The sequence below is a fragment of the Streptomyces sp. NBC_01176 genome (assembly GCF_045039825.1).
Classification (GTDB): Bacteria; Actinomycetota; Actinomycetes; order Streptomycetales; family Streptomycetaceae; genus Streptomyces.
This window is the reverse complement of the sequence record NZ_CP108600.1, coordinates 5,136,775-5,161,440: the sequence shown is the minus strand read 5'-3', so window position 1 is coordinate 5,161,440 and position 24,666 is coordinate 5,136,775. Positions and strand designations below refer to the sequence as shown.

Sequence of the window (24,666 nt, the reverse complement as noted above, 5' to 3'; positions counted from 1 at the left end):
AACTCCCGTTGGGGCGAAATCGTACGCGAGGGGTGGGGACAGGATGGGCCAGGGGCACGGCTGGGAGGGCGCGGTACTCAAGCTGCTGCGCGGCAAGGACTTCACGTTCACCGTGACCGGGGCCGAGGACGTCACCCCGCACTACCGGCGGCTGCGCTTCACGGACGGCGGCATGCTCGCGGCGACGGGGGTGCACCCCACGCTGTGGGTCCGCCTGTGGTTCGACAACGCGGGCAAACCGCACCAACGGGCGTACACGCTGGTCGACCCCGATCCGGCGGCCGGCACCTTCGGTCTGGAGTTCGCGCTGCACGAGGGCCGCGCCTCGGACTGGGCGCGGGCGGCCCGTCCCGGCGACACCATCGAGGCGACGGTCCACGGCACCGCGTTCACGGACCCGGACCCGGCCCCCTCCCATGTCTTCGCCGTCGCCGACCCGGCCTCGCTCCCCGCCCTCAACTCCCTGCTGGACGCGATGGGGCGGGCCCCGGCGACGATCTGGTTCGAGACGGACCACGGCGTGGACGGGCTCCCCTTCCGCACCGCCTCCGCCCGCCACACCGTCCGCCCGGTGCCCCGCCGCGACCAGGGCGCCCACCTCGTCGCCGAGGTCAGGGCGGACCTCCCCGGCCTCCTGAAGGGCGAGCCGGACCCGTACGTCTGGATCGCCTGCGACACCGCCACGACCCGCTCCCTGACGACGTACGTCCGCAAGGAGCTCGCCCTCCCCAAGCAGCGGGTCAACGCGATGGGCTACTGGCGTACGACCTGAACGGTGCCCCGTGCGAGAACGGTGCCCCGTGCGAGAACGGGCTCCGCGCGGAACGCTGCTCCGCGCGGGGAGGCGGCGGGGCCGTCCGCGCCGGATCATCGACGCATGGACATCAGCCTTCACATCGCCCAGGATCCCGACGCCGACGAACTGCTCGGCCGCAGCCCGCTCGCCGCCCTGGTCGGGATGCTGCTCGACCAGCAGGTACCGATGGAATGGGCGTTCAAGGGACCCCGCACGATCGCCGAGCGCCTCGGCACGGACGACCTCGACGCGCACGAGATCGCGGCGTACGACCCGGAGAAATTCGCCGCGCTGCTCTCGGCGAAACCGGCCGTGCACCGCTATCCCGGCTCGATGGCCAAGCGGATCCAGCAACTGTGCCAGTACCTCGTGGAGCACTACGACGGAGACGCCGCCGCCGTCTGGAAGGACGCCGGCACCGGCGCGGAGCTCCTCCGGCGCCTCAACGAGCTGCCCGGTTTCGGCGCCCAGAAGGCCCAGATCTTCCTGGCCCTCCTCGGCAAACAGCTCGGGGTGCACCCCAAGGGCTGGCGCGAGGCGGCGGGCGCCTACGGCGAACCGAAGGCGTTCCGCTCGGTCGCCGACATCACCGGCCCCGAGTCCCTGGCCAAGGTGCGGGCCCACAAGCAGGAACTGAAGGCGAAGGCCTCCGGCGGATGACCGGCACCGTTCCTGGGGGCTGCCGCCCCCGGACCCCCGCCTCGCCCTGAACGGCCTCGTCCTCAAACGCCGGACGGGCTGAAGACATGCCCCCGCCCGGAACCATCCAGCGCGGGCCCGCACATCCAAGCCGCGGGAAACCATCCGACGCGGGCCCGCACATCCAAGCCGCGGGAAACCATCCGACGCAGGCCCCCACATCCAAGCCGCGGGAAACCATCCGACGCAGGCCCGCACACCCAACCCGCGGGAAACCATCCGACGCAGGCCCGCACACCCAACCCGCGGGAAACCATCCGACGCAGGCCCGCACACCCAACCCGCGGGAAACCATCCGGCGCGGGCCCGCACATCCAGCCCGTCCGGCGATTGAGGACGAGCCCTTCGGGCGATGCGGGGGGCAGCGCCCCTGGCGGGGGACCGGGGGCGGAGCTCGCAGGGACGGCGTCCGCCGGATGAGCCACCCCGCTGGCGCACCGTCCCGCACAGCCCAAACATGGGACAGGACCGCGGCATCCGACACCGCCCCCAGCGTCAACCACACGCCCATCCCGTACGCCATGAGGGCGTATCTCCCCGCCGCCGGATGAACCACCCTCCCGCTGAGGGGACATGACCTGACATGAGTCCCGCCTCGCCGCACCGCCGCCCGCCCCTGTGGCGCCGGCACGCGTGGATGCGGGTCCTGGCGCTGCTCGTCGTCACGTTCCTCGCCACGGGTGCGCACGCCGGGGCGCTCTCCGCGGCGGCCCCCGTGGCCGCCGCGGACGCACCGGGCCACTGCGCCGAACACGACGTACCCGACACGGCGCTCCGTCCCCCCGCCCGGCCCGAACACGGCCGCGTCACCCCGCCGCGCCCCACGCCCGGCGCCGCCGCCGGACACCCGGACCACCCGTCCCGGCCCCGCCCCGTGGCGGCTTCGCCCTCTCCCGTCCCGCCCGCCCTGCGCTCGGTGGTCCTGCGCTGCTGACAGACCCGGTCGGTCAGCTGATCAGGTACCAGCCAACGCAAGGACACAGTCATGCCCAACGACCCGTACGCGGTCCTGCGCGCCCTGCTGCGCGCGGAAGCCGCCCGCAACGCGCCCAAGCCGAACCACGACGCCGTCCGGCCGCACGGTCCGGACGAGGGCCGGGACACCCCGTCCCCGTCGTCACTGACCTCCCCGGCGGTCGCACCGAGGAAGCGCGGGCGCGGCTAGGCGCCCCCGCAGACCGGGACGGCCGTCCCGCACCGGGCGGCCGTCCCTGGGCCTGGGGGTGTCCTCACCTTCCCGTGGCGCCCTTCCCGCCCCTTCGCGCCCTTTCCCGTCGGGCGCGCGGCGCGAAGGGGCGCGCACGCCCTACCTCCTGCGGCGAGCCGTCCCGAAGAGGGAGCGGGTGATCTCCCGCCCGATCTGTGTCCCCACCGACCGTGCCAGGGACTTGAACACACCGCTGGTGACGACCTGCTCGACGACCGACGTCTCCTTCTCGGGACGGCCCTTCGCCGGCGTCCCCCCGGGTGAGGGCTCGACCTCCGCGGCAGCCCGCGCGCGTGCGGCCTCCTGAGCGGTGAGCTTCTCGTACGCGGACTCGCGATCGACCGCCTGCGCGTACCGCCCGTACAGCGAGGACTCCCGCGCCGCCCGGTCCAGGGCGGCCGCGTCGACCGGGCCCATCAGGGACCGCGGGGCCCGCAGCCGGGTCGCGGCGACCGGCGTCGGCGCGCCCTTCTCGCTCAGCACGGTCACCACGGCCTCGCCGATCCCGAGCGAGGTGAGGACCTCCTCCAGGTCGTACCCGGAGTCCGGGAAGGTCCGCACCGTCGCCTTCAGGGCCTTCTGGCCGTCCGGTGTGAAGGCCCGCAGCGCGTGCTGGACACGGTTGCCGAGCTGCGCGAGGACGTCGGCCGGCACGTCCTTCGGGGTCTGGGTGACGAAGAAGACGCCGACCCCTTTCGAGCGAATGAGACGGACCGTCTGCGTGATGGCCTCCAGGAAGGCCTTCGACGCGCCGGTGAAGAGCAGATGGGCCTCGTCGAAGAAGAAGACCAGCTTCGGCCGGTCGACGTCGCCGACCTCCGGGAGGTCGTGGAAGAGGTCCGCGAGCATCCACATCAGGAAGGTCGAGAAGAGCTGCGGCCTGTCCTGGACCTCGGGGAGTTCGAGGACGGAGACCAGGCCGCGCCCGTCCGGCGCCGTCCGCAGCAGCGCGCCGGTGTCGAACTCCGGTTCCCCGAAGAACGGGCTCATGCCCTGCGCCTCGAACGCGGTGAGGGACCGCAGGATCACCCCGGCCGTCGCCGTCGACAGCCCGCCGATCCCCTTCAGCTCCTGCTTGCCCTCGTCCGAGCTCAGGAACGCGACGACCGCGCGCAGGTCCTTGAGGTCGACCAGTTCGAGGCCCTTCTGGTCGGCGTAGTGGAAGATCAGACCGAGGGACTGCTCCTGGGTCCGGTTGAGCTGGAGCACCTTCGACAGCAGCACCGGGCCGAAGCTGGTGACCGTGGCCCGTACGGGGACGCCGTGACCCAGGCCTCCCAGCGCGAGGAACTCGGCCGGGCAGCCGGCCGGCGTCCACGCCTGGTGGAGCTCCTGGGCCCGCGCCCGCACCGTCTCCTGCTCCACGCCCGGCTCCGAGATCCCGGACATGTCGCCCTTGACGTCGGCCAGGAACACCGGCACCCCCTGGGCGGACAGCTGTTCGGCGATCAGCTGCAGCGTCTTGGTCTTGCCGGTGCCGGTGGCACCCGCGACCAGGCCGTGCCGGTTGAGCATGGGCAGCGGGATGCGGATCCGCGCGTCCGGCAGACACCGCCCGTCCCAGAGCAGGGCGCCCAGGTCGAGAGCCGGCCCGGCGAAGGCGTAGCCGGCGGCGACCCTCAGGGCTTCGGCGGGCAGCGCGGCTCCGCCGCTCACCGCCTCCGGCACGACGGCCGCTTCGCCGCTCACCCGATCAGGTGCAGCTGTCGGAGGCGTCCCCGACCCGGTGTCACGGTCACTCATGTCAGGCCTCTGTTCCCTGGTGCCTCCCGGTCCGGGTGTACCCGGCAGGTTCCGGGCAGGCAGGGAGAGTTACCGGTTCGCCCGGATTTACAACGTCTTTTCCAGCGTCGCACTCCGTCGCCATGGCTGCGCCCGGAAGGTCTGGGCCGGTAGGCTTTCCGTGTGATCTTCAAGCGCATCGGAAACGGCCGGCCGTACCCCGACCACGGCCGGGAAAGCACCCGGCAGTGGGCGGACGTCGCACCGCGCCCGGTCCGCCTCGATCAGCTCGTGACGACCAAGGGCCAGCTGGATCTGGAGACCCTCCTCGCGGAGGACTCCACCTTCTACGGCGACCTCTTCGCGCACGTCGTGAAGTGGCAGGGCGACCTGTACCTCGAGGACGGTCTGCACCGCGCCGTCCGCGCCGCGCTGCAGCAGCGTCAGGTGCTCCATGCCCGCGTCCTCGAGCTGGGCTAGAACCCGCCGGACCGGAGTCCCGCCCGCTCGAACGGGCGAAGGTTGACCCTTTTGGGTTGGACTGCGCGCGGGTCAATGATCATTTAGTAGGCATCGCCGCCGCGGCGCACTACGCTGCGCCCATGAGCATGCTCACTCCCCCTGGCATGGGCGGCCAGTACCGGATCACGGGGGACAAGTACCCACGGATGCGCCGGCCCCGAGGGCGCCGCAGGCTCGTGTTCCTGGTCGTCGCCTCCGTCACCGCGCTCGGGCTGATCGGGTGGGGAACCCTGCAGCTCATCGACGTCTTCACGGGCGGGGGTGACAGGGCCACGGCGGCCGGCACCAAGGCGCACTGCGCGACCGGTCCGTCGGCCAAGGCGTCCACGGCCGCGGTGTCCAGCGCCGCCGGCGCCCTGCCCCGACCCGGCGGCATCACGGTCAACGTCCTGAACGCCACGCCCCGCAGCGGGCTCGCCAAGGACACCGCCGACGAGCTGAAGAAGCGCGGGTTCCGCATCGGTGACGTGGGCAACGCGCCGAAGGAGTACGACAAGAAGGTCGCCGGCCCCGGGCTGCTCCTCGGCTCCGCGGCTGCCGTCAAGGCCGCGCTGCCGGTCCTGGGCACCCAGCTCACCGGTGCCCAGCTGAAGGCCGACGGCCGGACGCAGGCGGACCGGGTCGACCTCGTCATCGGCACCGGCTTCACGTCGCTCACGAAGAAGGAGGACGCCGACAAGGCGCTGGCCCTTCTGACCGACCCGAAGCCGGACTCCTCCACCGAGCCGAAGAACTGCTGACCGCCGGACACACCCAACACACCGGACACACCGAAGGTCCCGCGTCGGACGCGGGACCTTCGATCACTTCACGGGCCGGGCGGCACGCGGGGGCTGCTACTCGGCGGCCCCGTACATCCGGTCGCCGGCGTCGCCCAGGCCGGGCACGATGTAGCCGTTCTCGTTCAGGCGTTCGTCGACGGAGGCCGTGACGACGGTGACGGGCGTGCCCGCGAGCTCGCGCTCCATGACCTCGACGCCCTCCGGGGCGGCGAGCAGCACGACGGCGGTGACGTCGTCGGCGCCGCGCTTGATCAGTTCCTGGATCGCCGCGACGAGCGTGCCGCCGGTGGCCAGCATCGGGTCCAGGACGTAGACCTGGCGCCCGGAGAGGTCGTCCGGCATCCGGGTCGCGTACGTGGACGCCTGGAGGGTCTCCTCGTCGCGCACCATGCCCAGGAAGCCCACCTCGGCGGTCGGCAGCAGCCGCACCATGCCGTCGAGCATGCCGAGGCCCGCGCGCAGGATCGGCACGACCAGCGGGCGCGGGTAGGACAGCTTGACGCCCGTCGTGGAGGCCACCGGGGTCACGATGTCGACCTGCTCGGTGCGCACGTCCCTGGTGGCCTCGTAGGCGAGCAGGGTGACCAGCTCGTCGGCGAGCCGCCGGAAGGTCGCGGAGTCGGTGCGCCGGTCGCGCAGGGTGGTGAGCTTATGGGCGACCAGGGGGTGGTCGACGACGTGGAGACGCATGCCCACAACAGTAGCCGGGCCGCCGTGTCGCTCGCGCTGGCATCAAACCGCCCGTCCGAGGGAAGGCGGGAAGGACGAACCTGGGGTGGTGTGCGTATGACGGACCGGGAAGAGAAGTCCCCGGAGCAGTCCATGCAGCCGAAGCAACAGAAGCGCTCGGCGCGACCCGAGCGGCCCGAGCAGCCGCCACGCTGGCCGGAGCGGCCGGTCCAGCGACCGGAGCAGGAGACGGACGCCCAGCGCAGGCGACGCCGGGCCCAGTTCCTCCGTGAACTCACCGAGGCGCGCGAGCTGCGCGATCGCGTCCAGCCACGCCGCGCCAAGGTCGCCCGCCTCCGCCACGCCATGCGCATGCGCACCTTCCGCTGGTAGCTCCGCGGGGATCCGCCCACGCCGTGAGGGCGTAGACATGCACGCGTGACGCCAGGGGCCGCGTACGATCCGCTGGTAGCGATCAAAAGAGGCAGACACAGCAGGCCGAAGGCGTCCCCTGAGCGCTCTGTTTCTGCCACGATTCCGAGTGGGTGGGGTCTCGGAGCAGCACTCCCCGCCCATCAACCTCCGCCGGGGGGACCCCCAACCGGCACGCCTATGACCAGTGGGAGAGTCACGGTGTACTTCGCCGCACTGCTCGCGCGCACCGAAGACGGGTGGGAAGCGAGCGACACAGAGCTCGACGATGTGGAGACCCTGTCGGATCTGACCGACCTGGCCCGTGAAGCCTCGGAGGAGGACACGGTGCTCGTACTCATCGAGCAGGAGGACGCGTGGTTCGGCGTCGTCCGCGTGGACGGCGAGGAGGACCCTCGTATCTACGTCTCGGATGCCGCAGCCGCCGCCCGCAGCTCGTACGGCGAGATCCTGCTCACGGACGAACTACTAGGACGGGATCCGGGCGACGACGACGCCGACCTGGACTCCCTCGACCTGGACGGCACCGAGGACGGTGAGCCCGACGACGCACACGACTCCGACGACGAGGACGAGACCGTGTCCAGCGAGGCCGTCTCGCACAGCCCCGTCGGGGACCGCGAGATCCTCGCCGACCTCGGGGTGAGCGAGAAGGAACTGCTCGCCCTGGACGAAGGCGACGCGCTCAGCACGATCGCCGACGCCCTGGGGGCGGCGGAGGTCCTGGAGACCGTCCGCTAGTTCCCCGGGTTAGGTTTCCCGGGTGAGCGGCACAACAGAGACCTTTCCACGAGATCCGGTGCGCGACCGCTGGCGGGCCGCGATGCGGCTCGCCCTGGACGAGGCCGACCGGGCCGTCCAGGGCGGGGATGTCCCCGTCGGCGCCGTCGTGCTGTCCACGGACGGTACGACGGTGCTCGCGACCGGACACAACGAGCGTGAGGCCACCGGTGATCCGACGGCGCACGCCGAGGTGCTCGCGATCCGCGGGGCCGCCCAGCGGCTCGGCGAGTGGCGGCTGTCCGGCTGCACGCTCGTCGTCACCCTGGAGCCCTGCGCGATGTGCGCGGGCGCGCTGGTGCAGTCCCGGGTGGACCGGGTGGTCTTCGGTGCCCGCGACGAGAAGGCGGGCGCGGTCGGCTCCGTCTGGGACCTCGTGCGGGACCGTCGGCTCAACCACCGGCCCGAGGTGATCGGCGGTGTGCTCGACGAGGAGTGCGGCCGTCTCCTCACTGGATTCTTCCGCTCCCGCTGAACTCCGGAGGTGCGGGAAAACGGATTTCGGACCACGGCCCACCTTGGGGTAAGGTCTCTCTCGGTAGCGTGTCCGAGCGGCCGAAGGAGCTCGCCTCGAAAGCGAGTGTGGCGCAAGTCACCGAGGGTTCAAATCCCTCCGCTACCGCTTGATAAGGGCCCCGTCGAAAGACGGGGCCCTTTGTGCGTATCCCGCCACTGGGGGCCGGGGGAAGCGACGTGGGGGACACGCCGCCGCCCCGGCGGGGGCGGCCCTCAAGCCCGCGCCGCGGGTTCGGAGGAATCCCGTGGCGTGGACCCCGCAGTGAGGTCCGTCCCCGGCCCTGCGGGCTCCCGACCGCCGGGCTCGGCTCCATCCTGCGCCTCCGCGGTCCTGGAAGGCACCGGCAAAAGGCCCCGGTCAGCGGGCCGTTGGTCCATAAAAAGGGCGTGAAGGTTACACTCACCGCCGGCAACAGGGGGCCCACCGGCCGCAGCAGTCACAGGGGAGGCCGCGATGGCGGTGAATTCGAAGAAGATCGCCGTCTATGTGCTCGTGGTCTTCGCGCTGTACGTGATCATCACGGATCCGGCCAAGGCCGCCGACTACGTCCAGATAGGATTTGAGGGCATTTCGTCCGCCGCTCGGTCCGTCGGCGACTTCATGACGTGGGTCGCCGACGGAGCCAAGAACTGACGCCCCACCCGCGCCGCGCCACCAGGGAGTGCCCGTGATCCGCCATCTGGTCCTCTTCAAGCTCGACGAGGGCGTCGAGCGCGACGACCCGCGCGTCGTCGAGGGCGTCGCCGCCTTCCGCGCGCTCGGCGATCTGATCCCCGACGTGCGGTTCTGGGAATGCGACTGGAACATCACCGACCGGCCCATCGCCTACGACTTCGCGATCAACTCCGCGGTCGACGACGCGGACGCCCTGCAGCGGTACTTGGAGCATCCGGCGCATCAGGCGGGCGTCGCGCTGTGGCGCGAGTTCGCGACCTGGGTGATCGCCGACTACCCGTTCTGAGCCGCGCGCCCCGGAGCCCCTCGCCACGACCGGCGGGGGGCTTCTCCGCGTCACGGGCCCCCAACTCTCCACCATTCCCGCTCAACACGGCTTTATGCGGTGCTTGCACACAGTGCACATGTCTTGTGATGCTATGACCGCTTTTGACGGATGAGTTGACGGATCTGACGGATGATAGAGGTGGAGTTGACCGTGCCGGCCAGTACTGCGCCTCAAGCACCGCCCCAGGAACCGACGGCGCCCCTGGAGCGGACCCCGCTCCACGAACAGGCACCTCCCCAGGAGCGGGCTCCCCTCCAGGAACAGCCGGCACCTCCCCAGGAGCGCCCCCAGCTCCTGGAACAGGCGGCACCGCCCCAGGGCCGGACGCCGGAGCATGAGCGCGCTCCGCAGGAGCCTCCCGCGCCGGGGCAGGAGCCTCCCGCCCCGGAGCAGGAGCGGGCGCCCGAGGAGGAGCAGGTCCCGTTCCAGGAAGCCGCTCCCGAGCGCCGCCGCGGCGCCGACACCCGGGCCCTCACCCAGGTGCTCTTCGGCCGGCTCAAGACGCTGGAGCCGGGCAGCGCGGAGCACGACCACGTACGCGGGGCGCTCATCGAGGCGAACCTGCCGCTCGTCCGCTACGCCGCCGCCCGCTTCCGCAGCCGCAACGAGCCCATGGAGGACGTGGTCCAGGTCGGCACCATCGGGCTCATCAACGCGATCGACCGCTTCGACCCGGAGCGGGGCGTGCAGTTCCCGACCTTCGCGATGCCGACGGTCGTCGGCGAGATCAAGCGGTACTTCCGCGACAACGTCCGCACCGTGCACGTCCCCCGTCGGCTGCACGAGCTGTGGGTGCAGGTGAACAGCGCCACCGAGGACCTCACGACGGCCTTCGGGCGTACGCCCACGACCGCCGAGATCGCCGAGCGGCTGCGCATCACCGAGGAGGAGGTGCTGTCCTGCATCGAGGCCGGGCGCTCGTACCACGCGACCTCCCTGGAGGCCGCCCAGGAGGGCGACGGACTGCCCGGACTGCTCGACCGGCTCGGCTACGAGGACCCCGCGCTCGACGGGGTGGAGCACCGCGACCTCGTCCGCCACCTGCTCGTGCAACTGCCCGAACGCGAACAGCGGATCCTTCTGCTGCGCTACTACAGCAACCTGACGCAGTCACAGATCAGCGCCGAGCTGGGTGTTTCCCAGATGCATGTGTCAAGGCTCCTCGCCCGCAGCTTCGCACGTCTTCGATCCGCAAACAGGATCGAGGCGTAACCGGTAAGAGCGAATCGCTCAGAGATTCCTTTTCCGTCCGTTCAGCCGTGAAAAGCCGTCAGACCCCCTTTTTCCAGGGCCGATTCACCCCCTCCATGTCGACATGTCACTACAGCGTGTTGCCGACATGTGACATTCTGCCGGAAGCGCGTTTGCCGCAGCCTCCCGACCGGTATTCAGGTGGAGGCTGCGTTCCTCCGACGGGAGCGTCCGCCGCGACCGTCCGCGACCCAAAGGGGGTGGCATGTCCGCAGACCAGGGCAGCTCGAAGGTGCTCACGCTCACGAAGAGCGACTCGGAGCCCGACGCGCTTCACGTTGTCGTTGCCGACGTATCGGCCCTTCCGGCCCCGGATGCCGTCCCGGCCGCTCCGGCCGCCCAGGCCGCTCCGACCTCGGAAGCCATCGACACCCGCACCCTGTCCCGCTCCCTGTTCCTGCGGCTCGCCGCACTCGGTGAGGACAGCCCGGAGCGCGGCTACGTCCGGGACACGCTCATCGAGCTGAACCTCCCGCTCGTCCGGTACGCGGCGGCCCGCTTCCGCTCCCGCAACGAGCCGATGGAGGACATCGTCCAGGTCGGCACGATCGGCCTGATCAAGGCGATCGACCGCTTCGACTGCGAACGCGGGGTGGAGTTCCCGACGTTCGCGATGCCCACCGTCGTGGGCGAGATCAAGCGCTTCTTCCGCGACACGTCGTGGTCGGTCCGGGTGCCGCGCCGTCTCCAGGAGCTGCGGCTCGCCCTCACCAAGGCCAGTGACGAGCTCTCCCAGAAGCTCGACCGCTCCCCGACGGTCGCCGAACTCGCGTCCGTGCTCGGTGTGTCCGAGGAGGACGTGGTCGACGGCCTGGCCGTGGGCAACGCGTACACGGCGTCCTCGCTGGACTCGCCGGCCCCCGAGGACGACGGCGGCGAGGGCTCCCTCGCGGACCGCCTCGGCTACGAGGACACGGCCCTGGAGGGCGTCGAGTACCGCGAGTCGCTGAAGCCGCTGCTCGCCAAGCTCCCGCCCCGCGAGCGCCGCATCATCATGCTGCGCTTCTTCGCGAACATGACTCAGTCGCAGATCGGCGAGGAGGTCGGCATCTCCCAGATGCACGTCTCCCGGCTGCTCACCCGGACCCTCGCCCAGCTGCGCGAGGGACTGATCTCCGACTGAGGAGCCGGCGCGGGAGAACGACCTCCCGAGCCTTCATAATTGACGACCCGTCAGTCACACTGGCGCGATGCGTCGAGCGGGTCGAGCTACTTGTCATCCTGGCCGTCGAGGCGCCCTGGTGGGCGCCTCGACGGCTGTGGTGTGCCTGAGCGCGGTGCTGGCCGCCTGTGGCAGCGGCGGGGGCGGCGGCCACGTCGCGGCGGGAGTGCCCGGGGGGTCCGGCAGGGCCGTGGCCCCCACCGGGGACGTCTCACTGGCCCCACTGACCGGGGGGAGCGCCTCACGCCCCGGGAAGGGTCCCCGTGGCGACACCGGGGCAGCCGACGACGGGACGACGCGGCCGGCCGGGAGTCCGGGGCCGCCCGGACCGTCCTCGGGCGTTGCCGGGAAGGGGGCGGGGGCGGCCAGCGGCGCCGGGAACGGCGGACCTCCGGCACCCGCCTCGGCGGGCGGCAGCCCGGGTCGGGCGCGGGCGAGTTCCGGCAGCACGCCGACGACCGCCCCGCCGACGCACCCGGCTCCGTCCCCGCCGGCGCCCGCCGCCGTGCAGGTGGGCGCGCCCGAGCGGGAGGCCACCGGTCAGCGCTGGTGCGAGAAGGTGACCCTCTCCTTCCGCAACACCGGCGGCACCGCGGTGCGTTCGGGCACGGTGACCCTCGGGACGCACATCATCGGGGCGCTCGGGATCGACTGGGCCACGATCGGGTCGACGCGGGACCTGCCCGCGCCGATCGCCCCGGGAGCGGGCACCAGGAAGTCCTGGACGGTGTGCGTCGACGCCTGGCGCGTGCCGTTGGGCATGCACATCGAGACGCGGGACGTGTCCGTCCAGTGGAAGTGACCCGCCGCTACCGGCGGGGCGTCCTCACGACAGGGCGAGCCATGCCACGGCGGCCACGACCGCCACGGCGACGACGATGCCGATGATGAGGCCGATGCGGGGACCCGCCGGGGCGGCCACCTGCTGCTGCTGACGGGCCTGGGGGCCCTCGTCGACGAAAGCGCGGAACATCTGGGTGCTACCCGCGGGGTCGTAGTTGCCCTCGGGGCCCTGGGTGTTTGCCATGGCCCAGGACCCTAGCGAATAGCCGGAGCCCGCCCAAGTGCGGGGGCCCCTCCGGTGCGCGGCCGGGCCTCACAGCCGACTCTCAGTCTGGCACCGCCCTCACCAGCAGGTTTACATTTGCCAATGCCTGCCTTTGCCATGTTTTTATCCCAGCGGGCACCCTTTTCGTTTGCCTGCAGCAACCAACTGCATTTATGGTTGCCCCAAGCAACGAATATGGAGGGGTGATGGCCGAGCGGGCGCAGTACGAGGAATTGGCCCGTCAGCTCAGTGCCATCGGCGCCGTGAAGAGGGAGCTGGCGCGGATCCTGCCGCACGACTGCCCGGCGGGTTCCGCCGCCGTGCTGACGCTGCTGGGCCGCCACGGTGACATGCGGATGAGCAAGCTCGCCGAGCTGCTCTCCGTGGACATGTCCGTGACCAGCCGCCATGTCGCGCACGTCGCCGACCGGGGCTGGATCGAACGCCTCCCCGACCCGGCCGACAAGCGCTCGCGCATCCTGCGTCTCACCGACGCCGGACACGCGCGGCTCGACGAGCTCTCCCGGCGCTCCTCGCAGCTCTTCGCCGACCGGCTCAGCGACTGGTCCGACCAGGAGGTCGGGCTGCTCAGCCACCTCATGGGCCGGCTGCGCGAGAGCTTCGGCGACTGCCGCGCCACCCAGCGGCCCCCCTGTCCGGCCGATGCCCACGCAGTCCACGCAACAGAACCGACCACCACCCGTACACCCGCGTAAGCACGCAAAGCACTAGAGAAGGAAGCCCATGGCAACGACCACACCAGCCGGTGTGCGGGCTCACGCCAAGCACGGAGGTGGGTCCTCCGACGGCGCTCCGATGACACACCGGCAGATCATGGAGGCGCTCTCCGGGCTGCTCCTCGGCATGTTCGTGGCGATCCTGTCGTCGACGATCGTCACCAACGCCCTGCCCGAGATCGTCGGCGACCTGGGCGGCGGCCAGTCCGCCTACACCTGGGTCGTCACGGCCGCGCTGCTCTCCATGACCGCGGCCACGCCCCTGTGGGGCAAGCTCTCCGACCTGTACAGCAAGAAGGCGCTCGTACAGATAGCCCTGATCATCTACGTCCTCGGATCCGCCGCCGCGGGTCTGTCGCAGAACGCCGGCATGCTGATCGCCTGCCGCGTGGTCCAGGGCATCGGCGTCGGCGGTCTGTCCGCCCTCGCCCAGATCGTCATGGCGGCGATGATCTCCCCGCGCGAGCGCGGCCGCTACTCCGGCTACCTCGGCGCGACCTTCGCCGTCGCAACCGTCGGCGGCCCGCTGCTCGGCGGCGTCATCACCGACACCTCCTGGCTCGGCTGGCGCTGGTGCTTCTACGTCGGTGTGCCGTTCGCGGTCATCGCGCTGATCGTGCTGCAGAAGACCCTGCACCTGCCCGTCGTCAAGCGGGAGGTGAAGGTCGACTGGGGCGGCGCGTTCTTCATCTCGGCCGCGGTCTCGCTGCTGCTGGTCTGGGTCACCTTCGCCGGTGACAAGTACGACTGGATGTCGTGGCAGACCGCCGCGATGGTCGGCGGCGCGATCCTCCTCGGCGCGGTCTTCGTGCTCGTCGAGTCCAAGGCGAGCGAGCCGATCATCCCGCTGCGGCTGTTCCGCAACCGCACCATCACCCTCTCCTCCCTCGCCTCGCTCTTCGTGGGCGTCGCGATGTTCACCGGCACGGTCTTCTTCAGCCAGTACTTCCAGCTGGCCCGTGACAAGTCCCCGACGATGTCGGGCGTCATGACCATCCCGATGATCGGTGGCCTGTTCATCGCCTCCACGGTCTCCGGCCAGGTCATCACCAAGACCGGCCGGTGGAAGTACTGGCTGGTCAGCGGCGGCGCCCTGATCACCGCGGGCCTCGGTCTGCTGGGCACCATCCGCTACGACACGACCTACTGGCACGTCGCGATCTTCATGGCGCTGCTGGGCCTCGGCATCGGTATGACGATGCAGAACCTGGTGCTGTCCACGCAGAACCAGGTGGCGCCGTCCGACCTCGGCTCCGCCAGCTCCACGGTGACGTTCTTCCGCTCCCTCGGCGGCGCGATCGGCGTCTCCGCGCTGGGCGCGATCATGTCCACCCGGATCACCGACTACGTCAAGGACGGCCTGTCCGGCCTCGACCCCAAGTACGCGGCCGCGGCGGCCTCTTCCGGCACGGGCACCATCCCGGACATGGACGCCCTGCCCGCCCCGCTGCGCACCCTCCTGGAGAGCGCGTACGGCCACGGCATCGCGGACGTCTTCATGATCGCCTCCGTGCTGGCGCTGCTCGCCTTCTTCATCATGCTGTTCATCAAGGAGGTCCCGCTGCGGACCTCGGGCGCGCTGGCCCAGGCCGCCCAGGCCGCGCAGGCCGACGCGGGGGTTCCCGCCGTCGCCGCCGAGGAGGCCCCGGCCCGGTCCGTCCCCGCGACGGGTACCGCGACCAGCTCCGTGGCGGACACCGAGTCCGCGCCGGAGGGCACCCAGCGGCTCGCCGCCGTCGCCACGGCGACGCGCGAGAGCGCCCCGGCGCCGTCCGGCGGGATCCCGGTCCGCGGTCACGTCCGCGGCGCCGAGAGCGCGCCGGTGCCGCAGGCCGCGGTCACGCTGATCTCGCTCGCGGGACGGCAGCTGGGCCGGTCGGTCGCACAGGCCGACGGCTCCTACGCGGTGGACGCGCCCGGCACGGGTTCGTACGTCCTGATCGCCTCCGCCGACGGCTTCCAGCCGCAGGCCTCGACGATCGTCGTGAACGGCGAGCCGGTGGCGTACGACATCCTGCTGAGCGGCACGAGCGGGCTGAGCGGGCTCGTGCGGGCCGCCGGAGCCGGGACCCCGGTCAAGGACGCCATGGTCATCGTGACCGACGTGCGCGGCGACGTGCTGGCCACCGGGACCACCGGTGAGCAGGGCGAGTTCAGTTTCGCCGAGCTGGTGCCCGGACCGGTGACCGTCGCGGTGAACGCCGCGGGCCACCGTCCGCAGGCGCTGCCCGTCGAGGTCGGCGGGGCCGGGGTCACCCGGGTCGAGGTCGAACTCCGCGCGGGCGCCCAGCTCCAGGGCGTCGTACGGGCGCCCGGCGGCCCGCTGCCGGACGCGCGGGTCACGCTGGTCGACGCGGCCGGCAACGTGATCGGCACGGCGCGCACCGGCACGGACGGCGCGTACGCCTTCACCGACCTGGACGGCGGCGAGTACACGGTCATCGCGACGGGCTACCCGCCGGTGGCCACCGCGCTGACCGTCGGCGGTCGCGGTGTCGACGACCACGACATCGAACTCGCCCACCCCGGCGAGTAAAGGGAATCCCCGGCCCGTGGGACGCGCACTCCATGCGGAGACCGTGCTCCCACGGGCCGGTTCATGTGCAAGACAGGCAGGAGAAAACGGGATGGGACTGACCGCACGGATTCGTACGCGGGACGGATGGGCCGTGTCGCACGCGGTCGTCACGGTGACCGACATGACCGGGACACAGGTGCTGCGGGCCGAGGCGGACGCCGAGGGCGCCGTACGGGACGCGGGTGCGCTGACGCCCGGCGCGTACACCGTGATCGTCACCGCGGTCGGGTACGCGCCCGCCGCCTCCAGCGCGATCGTCACGGCGGGCGGACGGGCCGAGGTCGGCACCGTGGTCCTCGCCCGGCAGGGCGGCACCGAACTGCCGCCGCCCGGCCCCTGGACCGTCGACCCCGCCCACTCCTCGGTGGGTGCCGTCGCCCAGCACCTGGGCATCTCCAGCGTGCACGGCCGGTTCACCGACTTCTCGGGCACCATCGAGATCGCCCCGGACGAGGTGGCCAAGTCCCGTGTGGAGGCCGTGATCCAGGCGGCCTCCATCGACACGGGCAACGGGATGCGCGACGGCCACCTCAGGTCCCCCGACTTCCTGGACGTCGAGACGTACCCGCTGATCACCTACCGTTCCACCGGCCTGACCCCGGCCGGCTCCGACCGCTGGACCGTCCACGGCGAACTCACCCTGCACGGCGTCGTCCGCCCGGTGGACCTGGACCTCGCCTACCTGGGCACGGGCGCGGACCCGTGGGGCGGCACCCGCGCGGCCTTCCGAGCGACGGCACAGCTCCACCGCGAGGACTTCGCGATGAACTACAACCAGGTCGTCCAGGCGGGCATCTCCGCGATCGGCACCACGCTGAAGGTGGAGCTGGACGTGCAGGCGGTGCAGGGCGGGTCGTTGCCCCAGATGTGAGGTGCCTGATGTGAGGTGCCTGATGTGAGGTGACACCCCACGCGGCGGCCCGTTGCCGGGCACGGGGCAGCCCTTAGGCTGCCCCCATGGCACCGAACATCGCGACGAACACCTCCGTATCCCGCGACGAACTGCTCGACTTCGTCCGCCCCCGCCACCGCGCCGTCCTGCTCACCCGCCGGGCCGACGGCAGCCCCCAGGGCTCGCCGTTGACCTGCGGGGTCGACGACGCGGGCCGCGTCGTCGTCTCGACGTACCCCGAGCGCGCCAAGACCCGGAACGCCAAGCGGGACGAGCGGGTCAGCCTGATCGTGCTGAGCGACGAGTGGGACGGGCCGTGGGTCCAGATCGACGGCACGGCCGAGGTCATCGACCCGCCGGACTCCGTCGAACCGCTGGTCGAGTACTACCGGAACATCGCGGGCGAGCACCCGGACTGGGACGAGTACCGCGCGGCGATGCTCAAGCAGGGGAAGTCGATCATCCGGATCACGCCCGAGAAGTGGGGCCCGGTCGCGACGGGCGGCTTCCCGGCGCGTCTGGCGTCCCAGGAGTAGCCGGGGAGCACCCCCGAGATCGCCCGTACCGCGGCGGTCGGCGTCCGCCCCGCCGGGCGGACGCCGACCGCCGCGGGGCGATACGGCCAGGCGTCCGCGCCGCGGGGCGATACGGCTAGGCCGTGTCCGCGCCGCGGGCCACCATCGTCTCGATGCCCGCGATCAGCGTCTCCAGGGCGAACGTGAAGTCCCGTTCGCGCATCTCCTCGACCGTGTCGCCGCCGCGGGCCTCCATCAGGTCCGCGGCGCTCTCGAAGTTGACCGAGAACTGCGGCTGTTCACTGATCGTGCTCATGGCCTGGCGGAAGTACTCCTCCTGGCTCATGCCCGCCGAGGCGCAGCGCTGCACGAAGTGGCCCTCGATGGTGCCGAAGCCGTACACGAACTGGAAGACCGCCGAGAGCGCGCCCATCTGGCCGTACGGGGGCAGGCCCGTGCTGCGGACCACCTTCTGGACGCAGAGGGAGAAGGCCATGGAGTGCGGGCCGATGTTCAGGAACGTGCCGATGAGCGGTGACACCCAGGGGTGCCGGACCAGCAGGGCGCGGTAGCCGGAGGCCACGGAGCGCAGCTGGTCGCGCCAGTCCTCGCCCGACTCGGCGTCCGGCAGCTCCAGTTCACCGAAGACCGCGTCGAGGGCGAGTTCGAGCAGGTCGTCCTTGGTGTCCACGTACCAGTACACGGACATCGCGGTGACGTTCAGCTCGGCGGCCAGACGGCGCATGGAGAACCTCGCCATCCCCTCGGCGTCCAGCAGCCGCACCGTGACCTCGGTGATCCGGTCCCGGTCGAGCCCCGACGGCTGGCCACCGCCGCGTGCCGCACCGCCCCGGGGGGCCTTGCCCTCCAGCCAGACACTGGTCCGCGCCGGACGCTTGGGCCGGTCGGCTGCCCTCACCATGGCGTACCTTCCTCGGAACGGGGACTGCGGTCATGCGCGACGGCGGGCCGGAACGCTCCCGTCCGTCCTTCCCGATGCTAAGCGCGCGCTGCACGGAAACCGCCATCGCGGAGTCTGCCCTCTCCCACGCCGTAGCAACGCCGCGGCCACGGAACGGGCGGTGGCCCGGAGCTCGTTCGCTCCGGGCCACCGCCCGGCGAAGACCTCCAGGTCAGCTCGTCGGCTGCGTCAGGTCGTAGAAGGTGGCCGAACCTACCGTCACCTTCTTGAAGTTGGCCGTGACCCACGAGCTGATCCGGGAGGAGGTGGAGGTGGTCCCCGAGGCGCCGCCACCGCCCATGCCGCCCCCGCCCATGCCGCCACCCGAGATGAAGTAGTGGATCCTGCCGTCGGTCACGTACTTCTTGAACTGGGTCAGGGTCGGGGACGGATCGGTGCCGTTGAAGCCGCCGATCGCCATCACCGGTTTACCGGTGGCCAGTTGGTAGCTCGCCGAGTTCTGGGAGCCGATGGCCGCGGCCGCCCAGGTGTAGTCGTCGGCGTCCTTCGACAGCAGCGTCCTGGCCGCGGAACCGACGCTCGCGCCGTTCAGCAGACCGCCGGCGCCGCGGCCCGCGCCCATGCCTCCGCCACCCGTGCCACCGCCGGGCATGCCGCCCCCCTGGTTCCGGCCCTGGGCACCGTTGTTGCCCTGAGGGTTCCCGTTGCCCTGCTGGTTCCGGCCGGGAAAGCCACCGGTGCCGCCCGTCGGGGGCGCGCCCGCGCCGCCGCCCTGCTGCCCGTTCTGCTGGGTGCCGTTGCCGTTCCGCTGGTTCGGGGCGCCACCGGGGAAGCCGCCCCGCATACCGCCACCGCCACCGGGACCGCCCATCACGCTCGCCCCGGACGGACCGGCCGTCACGATGGAGCCGGAGTGCCCGGTGTTCACCGTGGAGAGCGTGTACGCGGTCGGGCCCGCGACCGCGGCCACGAAGCCCAACCCCGCTGTCGCGAGCGCGAGATGCCGGCCGAGCCGGGTCACGAAGATCAGGCCGAGCGCGCCCGTCAGACCGCCGACGAGGACCAGCCACTTGAGCCAGGGCAGGTAGTCGGAGGTGCGGTTGAGGAGGACGTACCCCCAGGCCGCGGACGCGGTGACCGCACCGGCCAGGGTGAGCGACGCCCACACCCTGCCCCGCTCCTCCCACAGCATCGTCGCGCCCATGCCGACGACGGCCGCGATGTAGGGGGCCAGGGCCACCGTGTAGTACTGGTGGAAGATGCCGGCCATGTAGCTGAAGACGGCCATGGTCATCAGCAGCGAGCCGCCCCAGGCCAGGAACGAACCGCGCGTCAGGTCGGTCCGCCCCGCCTTCCGGGTGAGGACGATGCCGGCCACCAGCAGGATCAGGGCCGCCGGGAGCAGCCAGGAGATCTGGCCGCCGATCTCGGAGTTGAACATCCGGTCCCAGCCCGTCTCGCCCCACCGCCCGGTGCCACCACCACCGCCACCACCGCCACCGACGCTGCCGGTCTCGTCGCCGCTGATGCGGCCGAGGCCGTTGTAGCCGAAGGTCAGCTCCAGGAACGAGTTGTTCTGCGAGCCGCCGATGTAGGGGCGGGACGACGCGGGCCACAGCTCGACGATCGCGACCCACCAGCCGCCGGCGACGAGCACGGCACCCGCCGAGAGCCCGATCTGCGCGAACCGTTTCCGCAGGCCCACCGGCGCGCACACCGCGTACAGCACGGCCAGCGGCGGCAGGATCAGGAAGGCCTGGAGCGTCTTGGCGAGGAACGCGAAGCCCACCGCGACGCCCGCCCACACCAGCCACTTCGTCCGGCCGTCCTCCAGGCCGCGCAGCACGCAGTAGACCGTGACGGTCATCAGCAGCGCGAGCATCGCGTCCGGGTTGTTGAACCGGAACATCAGCGCGGCGACGGGAGTCAGCGCGCACACCGCGCCCGCGATCAGACCGGCCGCCGGGCTGAACCGGCGGCGTACGGCCGCGTACAGGACACCGACCGTGGCGACGCCCATGAGCACCTGGGGGACGAGGATCGCCCACGAGCCGAGGCCGAAGATCCGCACCGACAGGGCCATCGGCCACAGCGAGGCCGGGGGCTTGTCGACGGTGATGGCGTTGGCCGAGTCGAGCGAGCCGAAGAAGAAGGCCTTCCAGCTCTGGCTGCCGGCCTGGACGGCCGCCGAATAGAAGGAGTTCGCGTAGCCGGAGGCGCTCAGGTCGTAGAGGTAGAGCAGACCGGTGGCGACGAGCAGGCCGACGAAGGCGGGGCGCACCCAGCGCGGGTCCTCGGGCCGGCCGCGTCGGACGCGGTGGAGGAAGGGCCGCCCGGGCTCACCGGTCCGGGGACGGACGCCGGGTACGGAGGACTCCCGTGGGGCCGTGTTCGGCTCGCCGGCCGGCGGGCGTCGGGCGGGCGCCGGGTCCGCGGAGGGATGCGCGTCGCGCTGATGGCTCGTGTCGGGCTGAGTGGTCATCGTGCGTCCCTCGGATCGTGGTCGTGCGGGCGCACCGGCTGCAACTGCATGGTGGCGTCCCCCCAGGTGCGGTCCGCGGCGTCACGGGCGCGGAGTCCGTCGGTGTCGTGGGCGTTGTCGTAGGCGTTGTCATGGGCGTTGTCGTGGTCGTTGTCATAGGTGTTGTCGTACGCGTTGTCGTACGGGGCCGGGGTGTGCCGCGCCACCACCGTCGAGGACGTGCCGTCGCGCCGGTCCGGGAAGACCCAGGCGCGGAAGAGCAGGAACCGCAGCACGGTCGCCGCCAGGTTGGCGGCGATCAGTACCGCCAGCTCGGTGGAGTGCGCGGGGCTGCTCGTCGCCGCGTTCAGCGCGGCGAGCGATCCGCTGGTGAGCGCGAGGCCGATACCGAAGACGACCAGGCCCTGCGCCTGGTGACGGACCGCGCCGCCCCGGCCGCGGACCCCGAAGGTCAGCCGCCGGTTGGCGGCGGTGTTGGCGACGGCCGAGACCAGCAGGGCGAGCGCGTTGGCGACCTGTGAACCCGAGAAGGTCCGGAAGCCGCTGTAGAGCAGCAGGTAGAAGAGCGTGGACAGGGCGCCCACCACGCAGAAGCCGACCAGCTGACGGGCGAGTCCCCCCGGCACGTCGGCCAGGTCGCGGTCGCGCGGGTCGTCCCCGAAGGGGCGCGCGAGCCGGTCGAGCGGCAGTGATCCGGTGCCGAGGGCGCGCCCCACGCGCCACACGCCCTTCAGGTCGTCGGTCGCCGTCCGCAGGATGTGCACGGTCGAGTCCGGGTCGTCGACCCAGTCGACCGGCACCTCGTGGATGCGCAGCCCGGCGCGCTCGGCGAGCACCAGCATCTCGGTGTCGAAGAACCAGCCGGTGTCCTCGATCAGCGGCAGCAGCACCTGGGCGACGTCACGGCGGATCGCCTTGAAGCCGCACTGCGCGTCCGAGAAGCGGGCCTGCAGCGAGCCGCGCAGGATCAGGTTGTAGCCGCGGCTGATGAACTCCCGCTTGGCGCCGCGCACCACACGCGAGCTCCGGGCGAGCCGCGAGCCGATGGCGAGGTCGGAGTGGCCGGAGATCAGCGGGGCCACCAGCGGCAGCAGGGCGTTGAGGTCGGTGGACAGGTCCACGTCCATGTAGGCGAGGACCGGGGCGTCCGAGGCCGACCACACGGTGCGCAGCGCGCGCCCGCGGCCCTTCTCTTCGAGCCGGCAGGACCGGACCTCCGGTATCCGCGACTCCAGCCGTGCGGCCACCCGGGGAGTGGCGTCCGTGGACGCGTTGTCCGCGACCGTGATGCGGAACGTGTACGGGAACGTGCGCTGGAGATGCTCGTGGAGTCTCACCACACACCGCTGGAGGTCCTTCTCCTCGTTGTAGACGGGGATCACCACGTCCAGGACAGGTGTACCGGCGGACCCGGCCGGGAGGTGCTCCCGCGCCGGCAGGTCGCCGGGAGAAGAGTCGCTTCGCATGGGAACGACTCTGGTCAGATGCCCTGTCGCACCCATGTGGTGGCGCTGTGCTGTGGCTGTGAGTGCCGTTGCGCCTTTGTTTCCCCGGTCGTCTCCACGATCGGGTCGCGGGTGGGCGCGGGCAGGTGCAGGGTGAACACCGTCCTGCCCGGCACGCTGTCGACGGTGACGGCGCCCCCGTGTGCGGAGGCGACGGCCTGCACGATGGCGAGCCCGAGACCGGTCGAGCCGGAGGCGCGGGAGCGCGAGGAGTCGCCGCGCGCGAAGCGTTCGAAGACGCGGGGCAGCAGGTCCGGCGGGATGCCGGGTCCGTCGTCCTGGACGTCCACGCACAGCCACGGCCCGTGCCGGTGCACGCGTGCGGTGACCGTCGTACCGGGCGGGGTGTGGGTTCTGGCGTTCGCGAACAGGTTGACCATGACCTGTTGCAGACGGGCGGCGTCCGCGAGGACGAGCGCGGGTTCGTCCGGCAGCTCCAGCCGCCAGTCGTGGTTCCGGCCGGCCGCGCGGGCGTCGCTCACGGCGTCGACGACGAGCGGTACGAGGTCGGTGGCGTCGTACTGGAGCGGGCGTCCGGCGTCGAGGCGCGCGAGCAGCAGCAGGTCCTCCACCAGCCCGGTCATCCGGCCGGCCTCCGACTCGATCCGCCCGAGGGCGTGCCGGGTGTCGGGCCCGGTCTCCTCACGTCCGCGTCTGGTCAGCTCGGCGTACCCGCGGATCGACGCGAGCGGCGTACGCAGCTCGTGACTGGCGTCCGCGACGAACTGCCGTACTCGCATCTCGCTCTGCTGACGGGCGTGCAGCGCGCCGTGGACGTGGTCGAGCATCCGGTTGAGCGCGGCGCCGACCTGGCCGACCTCGGTGTGCGGGTCGGCCTCGGACTCGGGGACGCGCTCGTAGAGGGTGACCTCGCCGGTGTGCAGCGGCAGTTCGGAGACACGGGTGGCGGTGGAGGCGACCTTGCGCAGGGGGCGCAGGGCCAGCCCGACCAGGACACTGCCGGCGATGCCCGCCGCGACGAGACCGGCGCCGGTGACACTGACCTCGACGAGGACCAGGGTGTTGACGGTGTTGGTGACGGTCCTGGTGGGGATGGCGACGTAGAAGGCGCCCCGGGGGCCTTCCTGGTACTCGGCGCGGTACTCGCCGAGGCCCGGGACGTCGACGTTGTGCGTGCCGGTCCTCGGCACGGCGGCGAGCGCGGCCTTCTGGGCGGCGCCGAGCTCCTTGGTGCCCATGTCCGTGACGCTGCCGACGGCGGTGGCCCTGGAGACGACCGCCCGGGTGATCACGCCGTTCGACACGACGGCACCGATGGTGTCCGCCTGGTTCGGCCCCCTGGTGAGGAAGTCGAAGACGTCGGCCGACACGATGCCGACGCCGTCGGACCGGGCGTTCGGGGGTATCCCGGTGCCACCGGTCTGGTTCCCGCCCCCCGGTTTGAAGGGGCCGGTGGCGCGCTTGGCGACCTCGCCCAGCGTCTCGTCCAGCTGCTGGTACAGATGGGACCGCAACGCGAACGTCGTGACCGTCCCGATCACCGCGCACACCACCGCGATCAGCGTCACCGCGGAGACGACGAGCCGCGTCCGCAGGGTGCGCGGCTGCCGTCCCCGCCCCTGCGCACGCGGCCGTCGCCGTCCGCTCATGACACCGCGGGCTTGATCAGGTAACCGGCTCCGCGCCGGGTGTGGATCATCGGCTCGCGCCCCGCGTCTATCTTGCGGCGCAGATACGAGATGTAGAGCTCGACGACGTTGGCCTGGCCGCCGAAGTCGTAGGACCACACGCGGTCGAGTATCTGTGCCTTGCTGAGCACGCGCCGCGGATTGCGCATGAGGAACCGGAGCAGTTCGAACTCCGTCGCGGTGAGGTGGATGTTGTCCCCGGCCCGGGACACCTCGTGGCTGTCCTCGTCGAGGGTGAGGTCCCCGACGACCAGCGTGGAGTCGGAGCGCCGGTCGGCGGCACCGGAGCGGCGGATCAGCCCGCGCAGCCTGGCCACGACCTCTTCCAGGCTGAACGGCTTGGTGACGTAGTCGTCGCCGCCGGCCGTCAGACCGGCGATGCGGTCCTCGACGGCGTCCTTGGCGGTGAGGAAGAGGACGGGCACGTCCGGCAGTTCACGGCGCAGCCGCCCCAGGACCGCGAGCCCGTCCATGTCGGGCAGCATCATGTCCAGCACCACGGCGTCGGGGCGGAACTCGCGCGCGCTCTGCACCGCGCCCTGTCCGTCACCCGCGCTGCGGATCTGCCACCCTTCGTAACGAAGGGCCATGGACAGGAGCTCGGTGATCGACAACTCGTCGTCCACCACCAGGACTCGGACGGGGCTCCCGTCCGGCCTCAGCAGTTCGGTGCGCCCCTGGGGCGAGGTCGTGGTCATAGCGGACACCTTGCTGGGCGCCGCTGAGAACATCCTTTCGGAGACCTGTGATTTTTCTGAGAAACACACAGGTGCCTCTCAGGGAATCCCTGGGAAGA

General features: G+C 71.6%; 26 protein-coding genes and 1 tRNA gene. 19 read left to right on the top strand and 8 right to left on the bottom strand.

Annotated features, from left to right (window positions below):
• The first annotated feature begins 43 nt into the window (after nt 1-43).
• From OG199_RS22265 to OG199_RS22250, 4 genes are all read left to right on the top strand, one after another.
• Nucleotides 44-772 (top strand): siderophore-interacting protein, encoded by a 729-nt coding sequence (locus OG199_RS22265; protein ID WP_356802128.1) that lies wholly within the window; start codon nt 44-46, stop codon nt 770-772.
• A gap of 105 nt (nt 773-877) precedes the next feature.
• Nucleotides 878-1,456 carry an HhH-GPD-type base excision DNA repair protein gene (locus OG199_RS22260; protein WP_356802130.1) on the top strand — a complete coding sequence of 193 codons (579 nt, stop codon included), beginning with the start codon at nt 878-880 and terminating at the stop codon, nt 1,454-1,456.
• A 622-nt stretch (nt 1,457-2,078) separates the two neighbouring features.
• The gene (locus OG199_RS22255; protein ID WP_405830940.1) at nt 2,079-2,429 is read left to right on the top strand and encodes a hypothetical protein; all 351 of its coding nucleotides are present in this window, start codon (nt 2,079-2,081) and stop codon (nt 2,427-2,429) included.
• A 51-nt stretch (nt 2,430-2,480) separates the two neighbouring features.
• A complete protein-coding gene (locus OG199_RS22250) occupies nt 2,481-2,660 on the top strand; it encodes a hypothetical protein (protein WP_356802148.1) in 180 nt (59 codons plus the stop codon).
• A 141-nt stretch (nt 2,661-2,801) separates the two neighbouring features.
• Here OG199_RS22250 and OG199_RS22245 read toward each other — a convergent pair whose 3' ends face one another.
• Nucleotides 2,802-4,445 carry a helicase HerA-like domain-containing protein gene (locus OG199_RS22245; protein ID WP_405830938.1) on the bottom strand — a complete coding sequence of 548 codons (1,644 nt, stop codon included), beginning with the start codon at nt 4,443-4,445 and terminating at the stop codon, nt 2,802-2,804.
• 162 nt (nt 4,446-4,607) lie between these two features.
• Here OG199_RS22245 and OG199_RS22240 point away from each other — a divergent pair, with 162 nt between their 5' ends.
• Both OG199_RS22240 and OG199_RS22235 read left to right on the top strand, forming a co-directional pair.
• The gene (locus tag OG199_RS22240) at nt 4,608-4,904 is read left to right on the top strand and encodes a type II toxin-antitoxin system VapB family antitoxin (RefSeq protein WP_003955420.1); all 297 of its coding nucleotides are present in this window, start codon (nt 4,608-4,610) and stop codon (nt 4,902-4,904) included.
• A gap of 146 nt (nt 4,905-5,050) precedes the next feature.
• Nucleotides 5,051-5,686 carry a LytR C-terminal domain-containing protein gene (locus tag OG199_RS22235; protein ID WP_356802144.1) on the top strand — a complete coding sequence of 212 codons (636 nt, stop codon included), beginning with the start codon at nt 5,051-5,053 and terminating at the stop codon, nt 5,684-5,686.
• Nucleotides 5,687-5,782: 96 nt separating this feature from the next.
• Here OG199_RS22235 and upp read toward each other — a convergent pair whose 3' ends face one another.
• Nucleotides 5,783-6,418 (bottom strand): uracil phosphoribosyltransferase, encoded by a 636-nt coding sequence (gene upp / locus OG199_RS22230; RefSeq protein WP_266700173.1) that lies wholly within the window; start codon nt 6,416-6,418, stop codon nt 5,783-5,785.
• Between the two features lie 132 nt (nt 6,419-6,550).
• Between upp and OG199_RS22225 the strand changes: the two genes are divergently transcribed.
• The 9 genes from OG199_RS22225 to OG199_RS22185 all read left to right on the top strand — a co-directional run bounded on the left by OG199_RS22225 (nt 6,551) and on the right by OG199_RS22185 (nt 12,344).
• Complete coding sequence (locus OG199_RS22225; protein WP_266706065.1) at nt 6,551-6,790, top strand: hypothetical protein; 240 nt, start codon at nt 6,551-6,553, stop codon at nt 6,788-6,790.
• A 240-nt stretch (nt 6,791-7,030) separates the two neighbouring features.
• Complete coding sequence (locus OG199_RS22220; RefSeq protein WP_266706067.1) at nt 7,031-7,570, top strand: hypothetical protein; 540 nt, start codon at nt 7,031-7,033, stop codon at nt 7,568-7,570.
• Between the two features lie 82 nt (nt 7,571-7,652).
• The gene (tadA, locus tag OG199_RS22215) at nt 7,653-8,084 is read left to right on the top strand and encodes a tRNA adenosine(34) deaminase TadA (protein ID WP_356802147.1); all 432 of its coding nucleotides are present in this window, start codon (nt 7,653-7,655) and stop codon (nt 8,082-8,084) included.
• A 62-nt stretch (nt 8,085-8,146) separates the two neighbouring features.
• Nucleotides 8,147-8,231: transfer RNA gene (locus tag OG199_RS22210), tRNA-Ser, on the top strand.
• A gap of 348 nt (nt 8,232-8,579) precedes the next feature.
• The gene (locus tag OG199_RS22205; protein WP_405830936.1) at nt 8,580-8,759 is read left to right on the top strand and encodes a hypothetical protein; all 180 of its coding nucleotides are present in this window, start codon (nt 8,580-8,582) and stop codon (nt 8,757-8,759) included.
• A 34-nt stretch (nt 8,760-8,793) separates the two neighbouring features.
• Nucleotides 8,794-9,087 carry a Dabb family protein gene (locus OG199_RS22200; RefSeq protein ID WP_351722579.1) on the top strand — a complete coding sequence of 98 codons (294 nt, stop codon included), beginning with the start codon at nt 8,794-8,796 and terminating at the stop codon, nt 9,085-9,087.
• 336 nt (nt 9,088-9,423) lie between these two features.
• Entirely contained in the window at nt 9,424-10,341 is a 918-nt protein-coding gene (locus OG199_RS22195) for a SigB/SigF/SigG family RNA polymerase sigma factor (protein WP_405834637.1), read from the top strand.
• Nucleotides 10,342-10,585: 244 nt separating this feature from the next.
• Entirely contained in the window at nt 10,586-11,503 is a 918-nt protein-coding gene (locus tag OG199_RS22190) for an RNA polymerase sigma factor SigF (RefSeq protein ID WP_356809563.1), read from the top strand.
• A 544-nt stretch (nt 11,504-12,047) separates the two neighbouring features.
• Complete coding sequence (locus tag OG199_RS22185; RefSeq protein ID WP_401807545.1) at nt 12,048-12,344, top strand: hypothetical protein; 297 nt, start codon at nt 12,048-12,050, stop codon at nt 12,342-12,344.
• Between the two features lie 24 nt (nt 12,345-12,368).
• Here OG199_RS22185 and OG199_RS22180 read toward each other — a convergent pair whose 3' ends face one another.
• On the bottom strand, nt 12,369-12,569 hold the full coding sequence (locus OG199_RS22180; RefSeq protein ID WP_153289730.1) for a hypothetical protein: 201 nt from the start codon (nt 12,567-12,569) through the stop codon (nt 12,369-12,371).
• 227 nt (nt 12,570-12,796) lie between these two features.
• Between OG199_RS22180 and OG199_RS22175 the strand changes: the two genes are divergently transcribed.
• From OG199_RS22175 to OG199_RS22160, 4 genes are all read left to right on the top strand, one after another.
• Nucleotides 12,797-13,306: a MarR family winged helix-turn-helix transcriptional regulator gene (locus tag OG199_RS22175; protein ID WP_405830933.1), complete on the top strand. Its 510-nt coding sequence runs from the start codon at nt 12,797-12,799 to the stop codon at nt 13,304-13,306.
• A gap of 28 nt (nt 13,307-13,334) precedes the next feature.
• Nucleotides 13,335-15,863 (top strand): MFS transporter, encoded by a 2,529-nt coding sequence (locus OG199_RS22170; protein WP_405830932.1) that lies wholly within the window; start codon nt 13,335-13,337, stop codon nt 15,861-15,863.
• Between the two features lie 91 nt (nt 15,864-15,954).
• Nucleotides 15,955-16,776 carry a YceI family protein gene (locus tag OG199_RS22165; protein ID WP_356809207.1) on the top strand — a complete coding sequence of 274 codons (822 nt, stop codon included), beginning with the start codon at nt 15,955-15,957 and terminating at the stop codon, nt 16,774-16,776.
• 86 nt (nt 16,777-16,862) lie between these two features.
• The gene (locus OG199_RS22160; protein WP_356809208.1) at nt 16,863-17,333 is read left to right on the top strand and encodes a PPOX class F420-dependent oxidoreductase; all 471 of its coding nucleotides are present in this window, start codon (nt 16,863-16,865) and stop codon (nt 17,331-17,333) included.
• Nucleotides 17,334-17,448: 115 nt separating this feature from the next.
• On the opposite strand, the gene OG199_RS22155 is transcribed toward OG199_RS22160, so the two are convergent.
• The 5 genes from OG199_RS22155 to OG199_RS22135 all read right to left on the bottom strand — a co-directional run bounded on the left by OG199_RS22155 (nt 17,449) and on the right by OG199_RS22135 (nt 24,568).
• A complete protein-coding gene (locus OG199_RS22155; RefSeq protein ID WP_356805613.1) occupies nt 17,449-18,234 on the bottom strand; it encodes a TetR/AcrR family transcriptional regulator in 786 nt (261 codons plus the stop codon).
• Between the two features lie 211 nt (nt 18,235-18,445).
• Entirely contained in the window at nt 18,446-20,716 is a 2,271-nt protein-coding gene (locus tag OG199_RS22150; RefSeq protein WP_405830929.1) for an ArnT family glycosyltransferase, read from the bottom strand.
• Nucleotides 20,713-22,182 carry a glycosyltransferase gene (locus tag OG199_RS22145; RefSeq protein ID WP_405830927.1) on the bottom strand — a complete coding sequence of 490 codons (1,470 nt, stop codon included), beginning with the start codon at nt 22,180-22,182 and terminating at the stop codon, nt 20,713-20,715. Before OG199_RS22145 ends, OG199_RS22150 begins: the two co-directional genes overlap by 4 nt.
• A gap of 14 nt (nt 22,183-22,196) precedes the next feature.
• Nucleotides 22,197-23,831, bottom strand: coding sequence for an ATP-binding protein (locus OG199_RS22140; protein ID WP_405830926.1), 1,635 nt, complete (start codon nt 23,829-23,831; stop codon nt 22,197-22,199).
• On the bottom strand, nt 23,828-24,568 hold the full coding sequence (locus tag OG199_RS22135; RefSeq protein ID WP_266700195.1) for a response regulator transcription factor: 741 nt from the start codon (nt 24,566-24,568) through the stop codon (nt 23,828-23,830). Before OG199_RS22135 ends, OG199_RS22140 begins: the two co-directional genes overlap by 4 nt.
• Between the last annotated feature and the right edge of the window lie 98 nt (nt 24,569-24,666).

Coding starts and splice junctions, on each gene's coding strand:
- tadA (WP_356802147.1), top strand. CDS start 7,653: ATGCGGCTCGCCCTGGACGAGGCCGACCGGGCCGTCCAGGGCGGGGAT.
- OG199_RS22180 (WP_153289730.1), bottom strand. CDS start 12,569: ATGGCAAACACCCAGGGCCCCGAGGGCAACTACGACCCCGCGGGTAGC.
- OG199_RS22145 (WP_405830927.1), bottom strand. CDS start 22,182: ATGCGAAGCGACTCTTCTCCCGGCGACCTGCCGGCGCGGGAGCACCTC.
- OG199_RS22265 (WP_356802128.1), top strand. CDS start 44: ATGGGCCAGGGGCACGGCTGGGAGGGCGCGGTACTCAAGCTGCTGCGC.
- OG199_RS22160 (WP_356809208.1), top strand. CDS start 16,863: ATGGCACCGAACATCGCGACGAACACCTCCGTATCCCGCGACGAACTG.
- OG199_RS22225 (WP_266706065.1), top strand. CDS start 6,551: ATGCAGCCGAAGCAACAGAAGCGCTCGGCGCGACCCGAGCGGCCCGAG.
- upp (WP_266700173.1), bottom strand. CDS start 6,418: ATGCGTCTCCACGTCGTCGACCACCCCCTGGTCGCCCATAAGCTCACC.
- OG199_RS22175 (WP_405830933.1), top strand. CDS start 12,797: ATGGCCGAGCGGGCGCAGTACGAGGAATTGGCCCGTCAGCTCAGTGCC.
- OG199_RS22150 (WP_405830929.1), bottom strand. CDS start 20,716: ATGACCACTCAGCCCGACACGAGCCATCAGCGCGACGCGCATCCCTCC.
- OG199_RS22235 (WP_356802144.1), top strand. CDS start 5,051: ATGGGCGGCCAGTACCGGATCACGGGGGACAAGTACCCACGGATGCGC.
- OG199_RS22190 (WP_356809563.1), top strand. CDS start 10,586: ATGTCCGCAGACCAGGGCAGCTCGAAGGTGCTCACGCTCACGAAGAGC.
- OG199_RS22260 (WP_356802130.1), top strand. CDS start 878: ATGGACATCAGCCTTCACATCGCCCAGGATCCCGACGCCGACGAACTG.
- OG199_RS22255 (WP_405830940.1), top strand. CDS start 2,079: ATGAGTCCCGCCTCGCCGCACCGCCGCCCGCCCCTGTGGCGCCGGCAC.
- OG199_RS22140 (WP_405830926.1), bottom strand. CDS start 23,831: ATGAGCGGACGGCGACGGCCGCGTGCGCAGGGGCGGGGACGGCAGCCG.
- OG199_RS22165 (WP_356809207.1), top strand. CDS start 15,955: ATGGGACTGACCGCACGGATTCGTACGCGGGACGGATGGGCCGTGTCG.
- OG199_RS22155 (WP_356805613.1), bottom strand. CDS start 18,234: ATGGTGAGGGCAGCCGACCGGCCCAAGCGTCCGGCGCGGACCAGTGTC.
- OG199_RS22205 (WP_405830936.1), top strand. CDS start 8,580: ATGGCGGTGAATTCGAAGAAGATCGCCGTCTATGTGCTCGTGGTCTTC.
- OG199_RS22250 (WP_356802148.1), top strand. CDS start 2,481: ATGCCCAACGACCCGTACGCGGTCCTGCGCGCCCTGCTGCGCGCGGAA.
- OG199_RS22135 (WP_266700195.1), bottom strand. CDS start 24,568: ATGACCACGACCTCGCCCCAGGGGCGCACCGAACTGCTGAGGCCGGAC.
- OG199_RS22245 (WP_405830938.1), bottom strand. CDS start 4,445: ATGAGTGACCGTGACACCGGGTCGGGGACGCCTCCGACAGCTGCACCT.
- OG199_RS22170 (WP_405830932.1), top strand. CDS start 13,335: ATGGCAACGACCACACCAGCCGGTGTGCGGGCTCACGCCAAGCACGGA.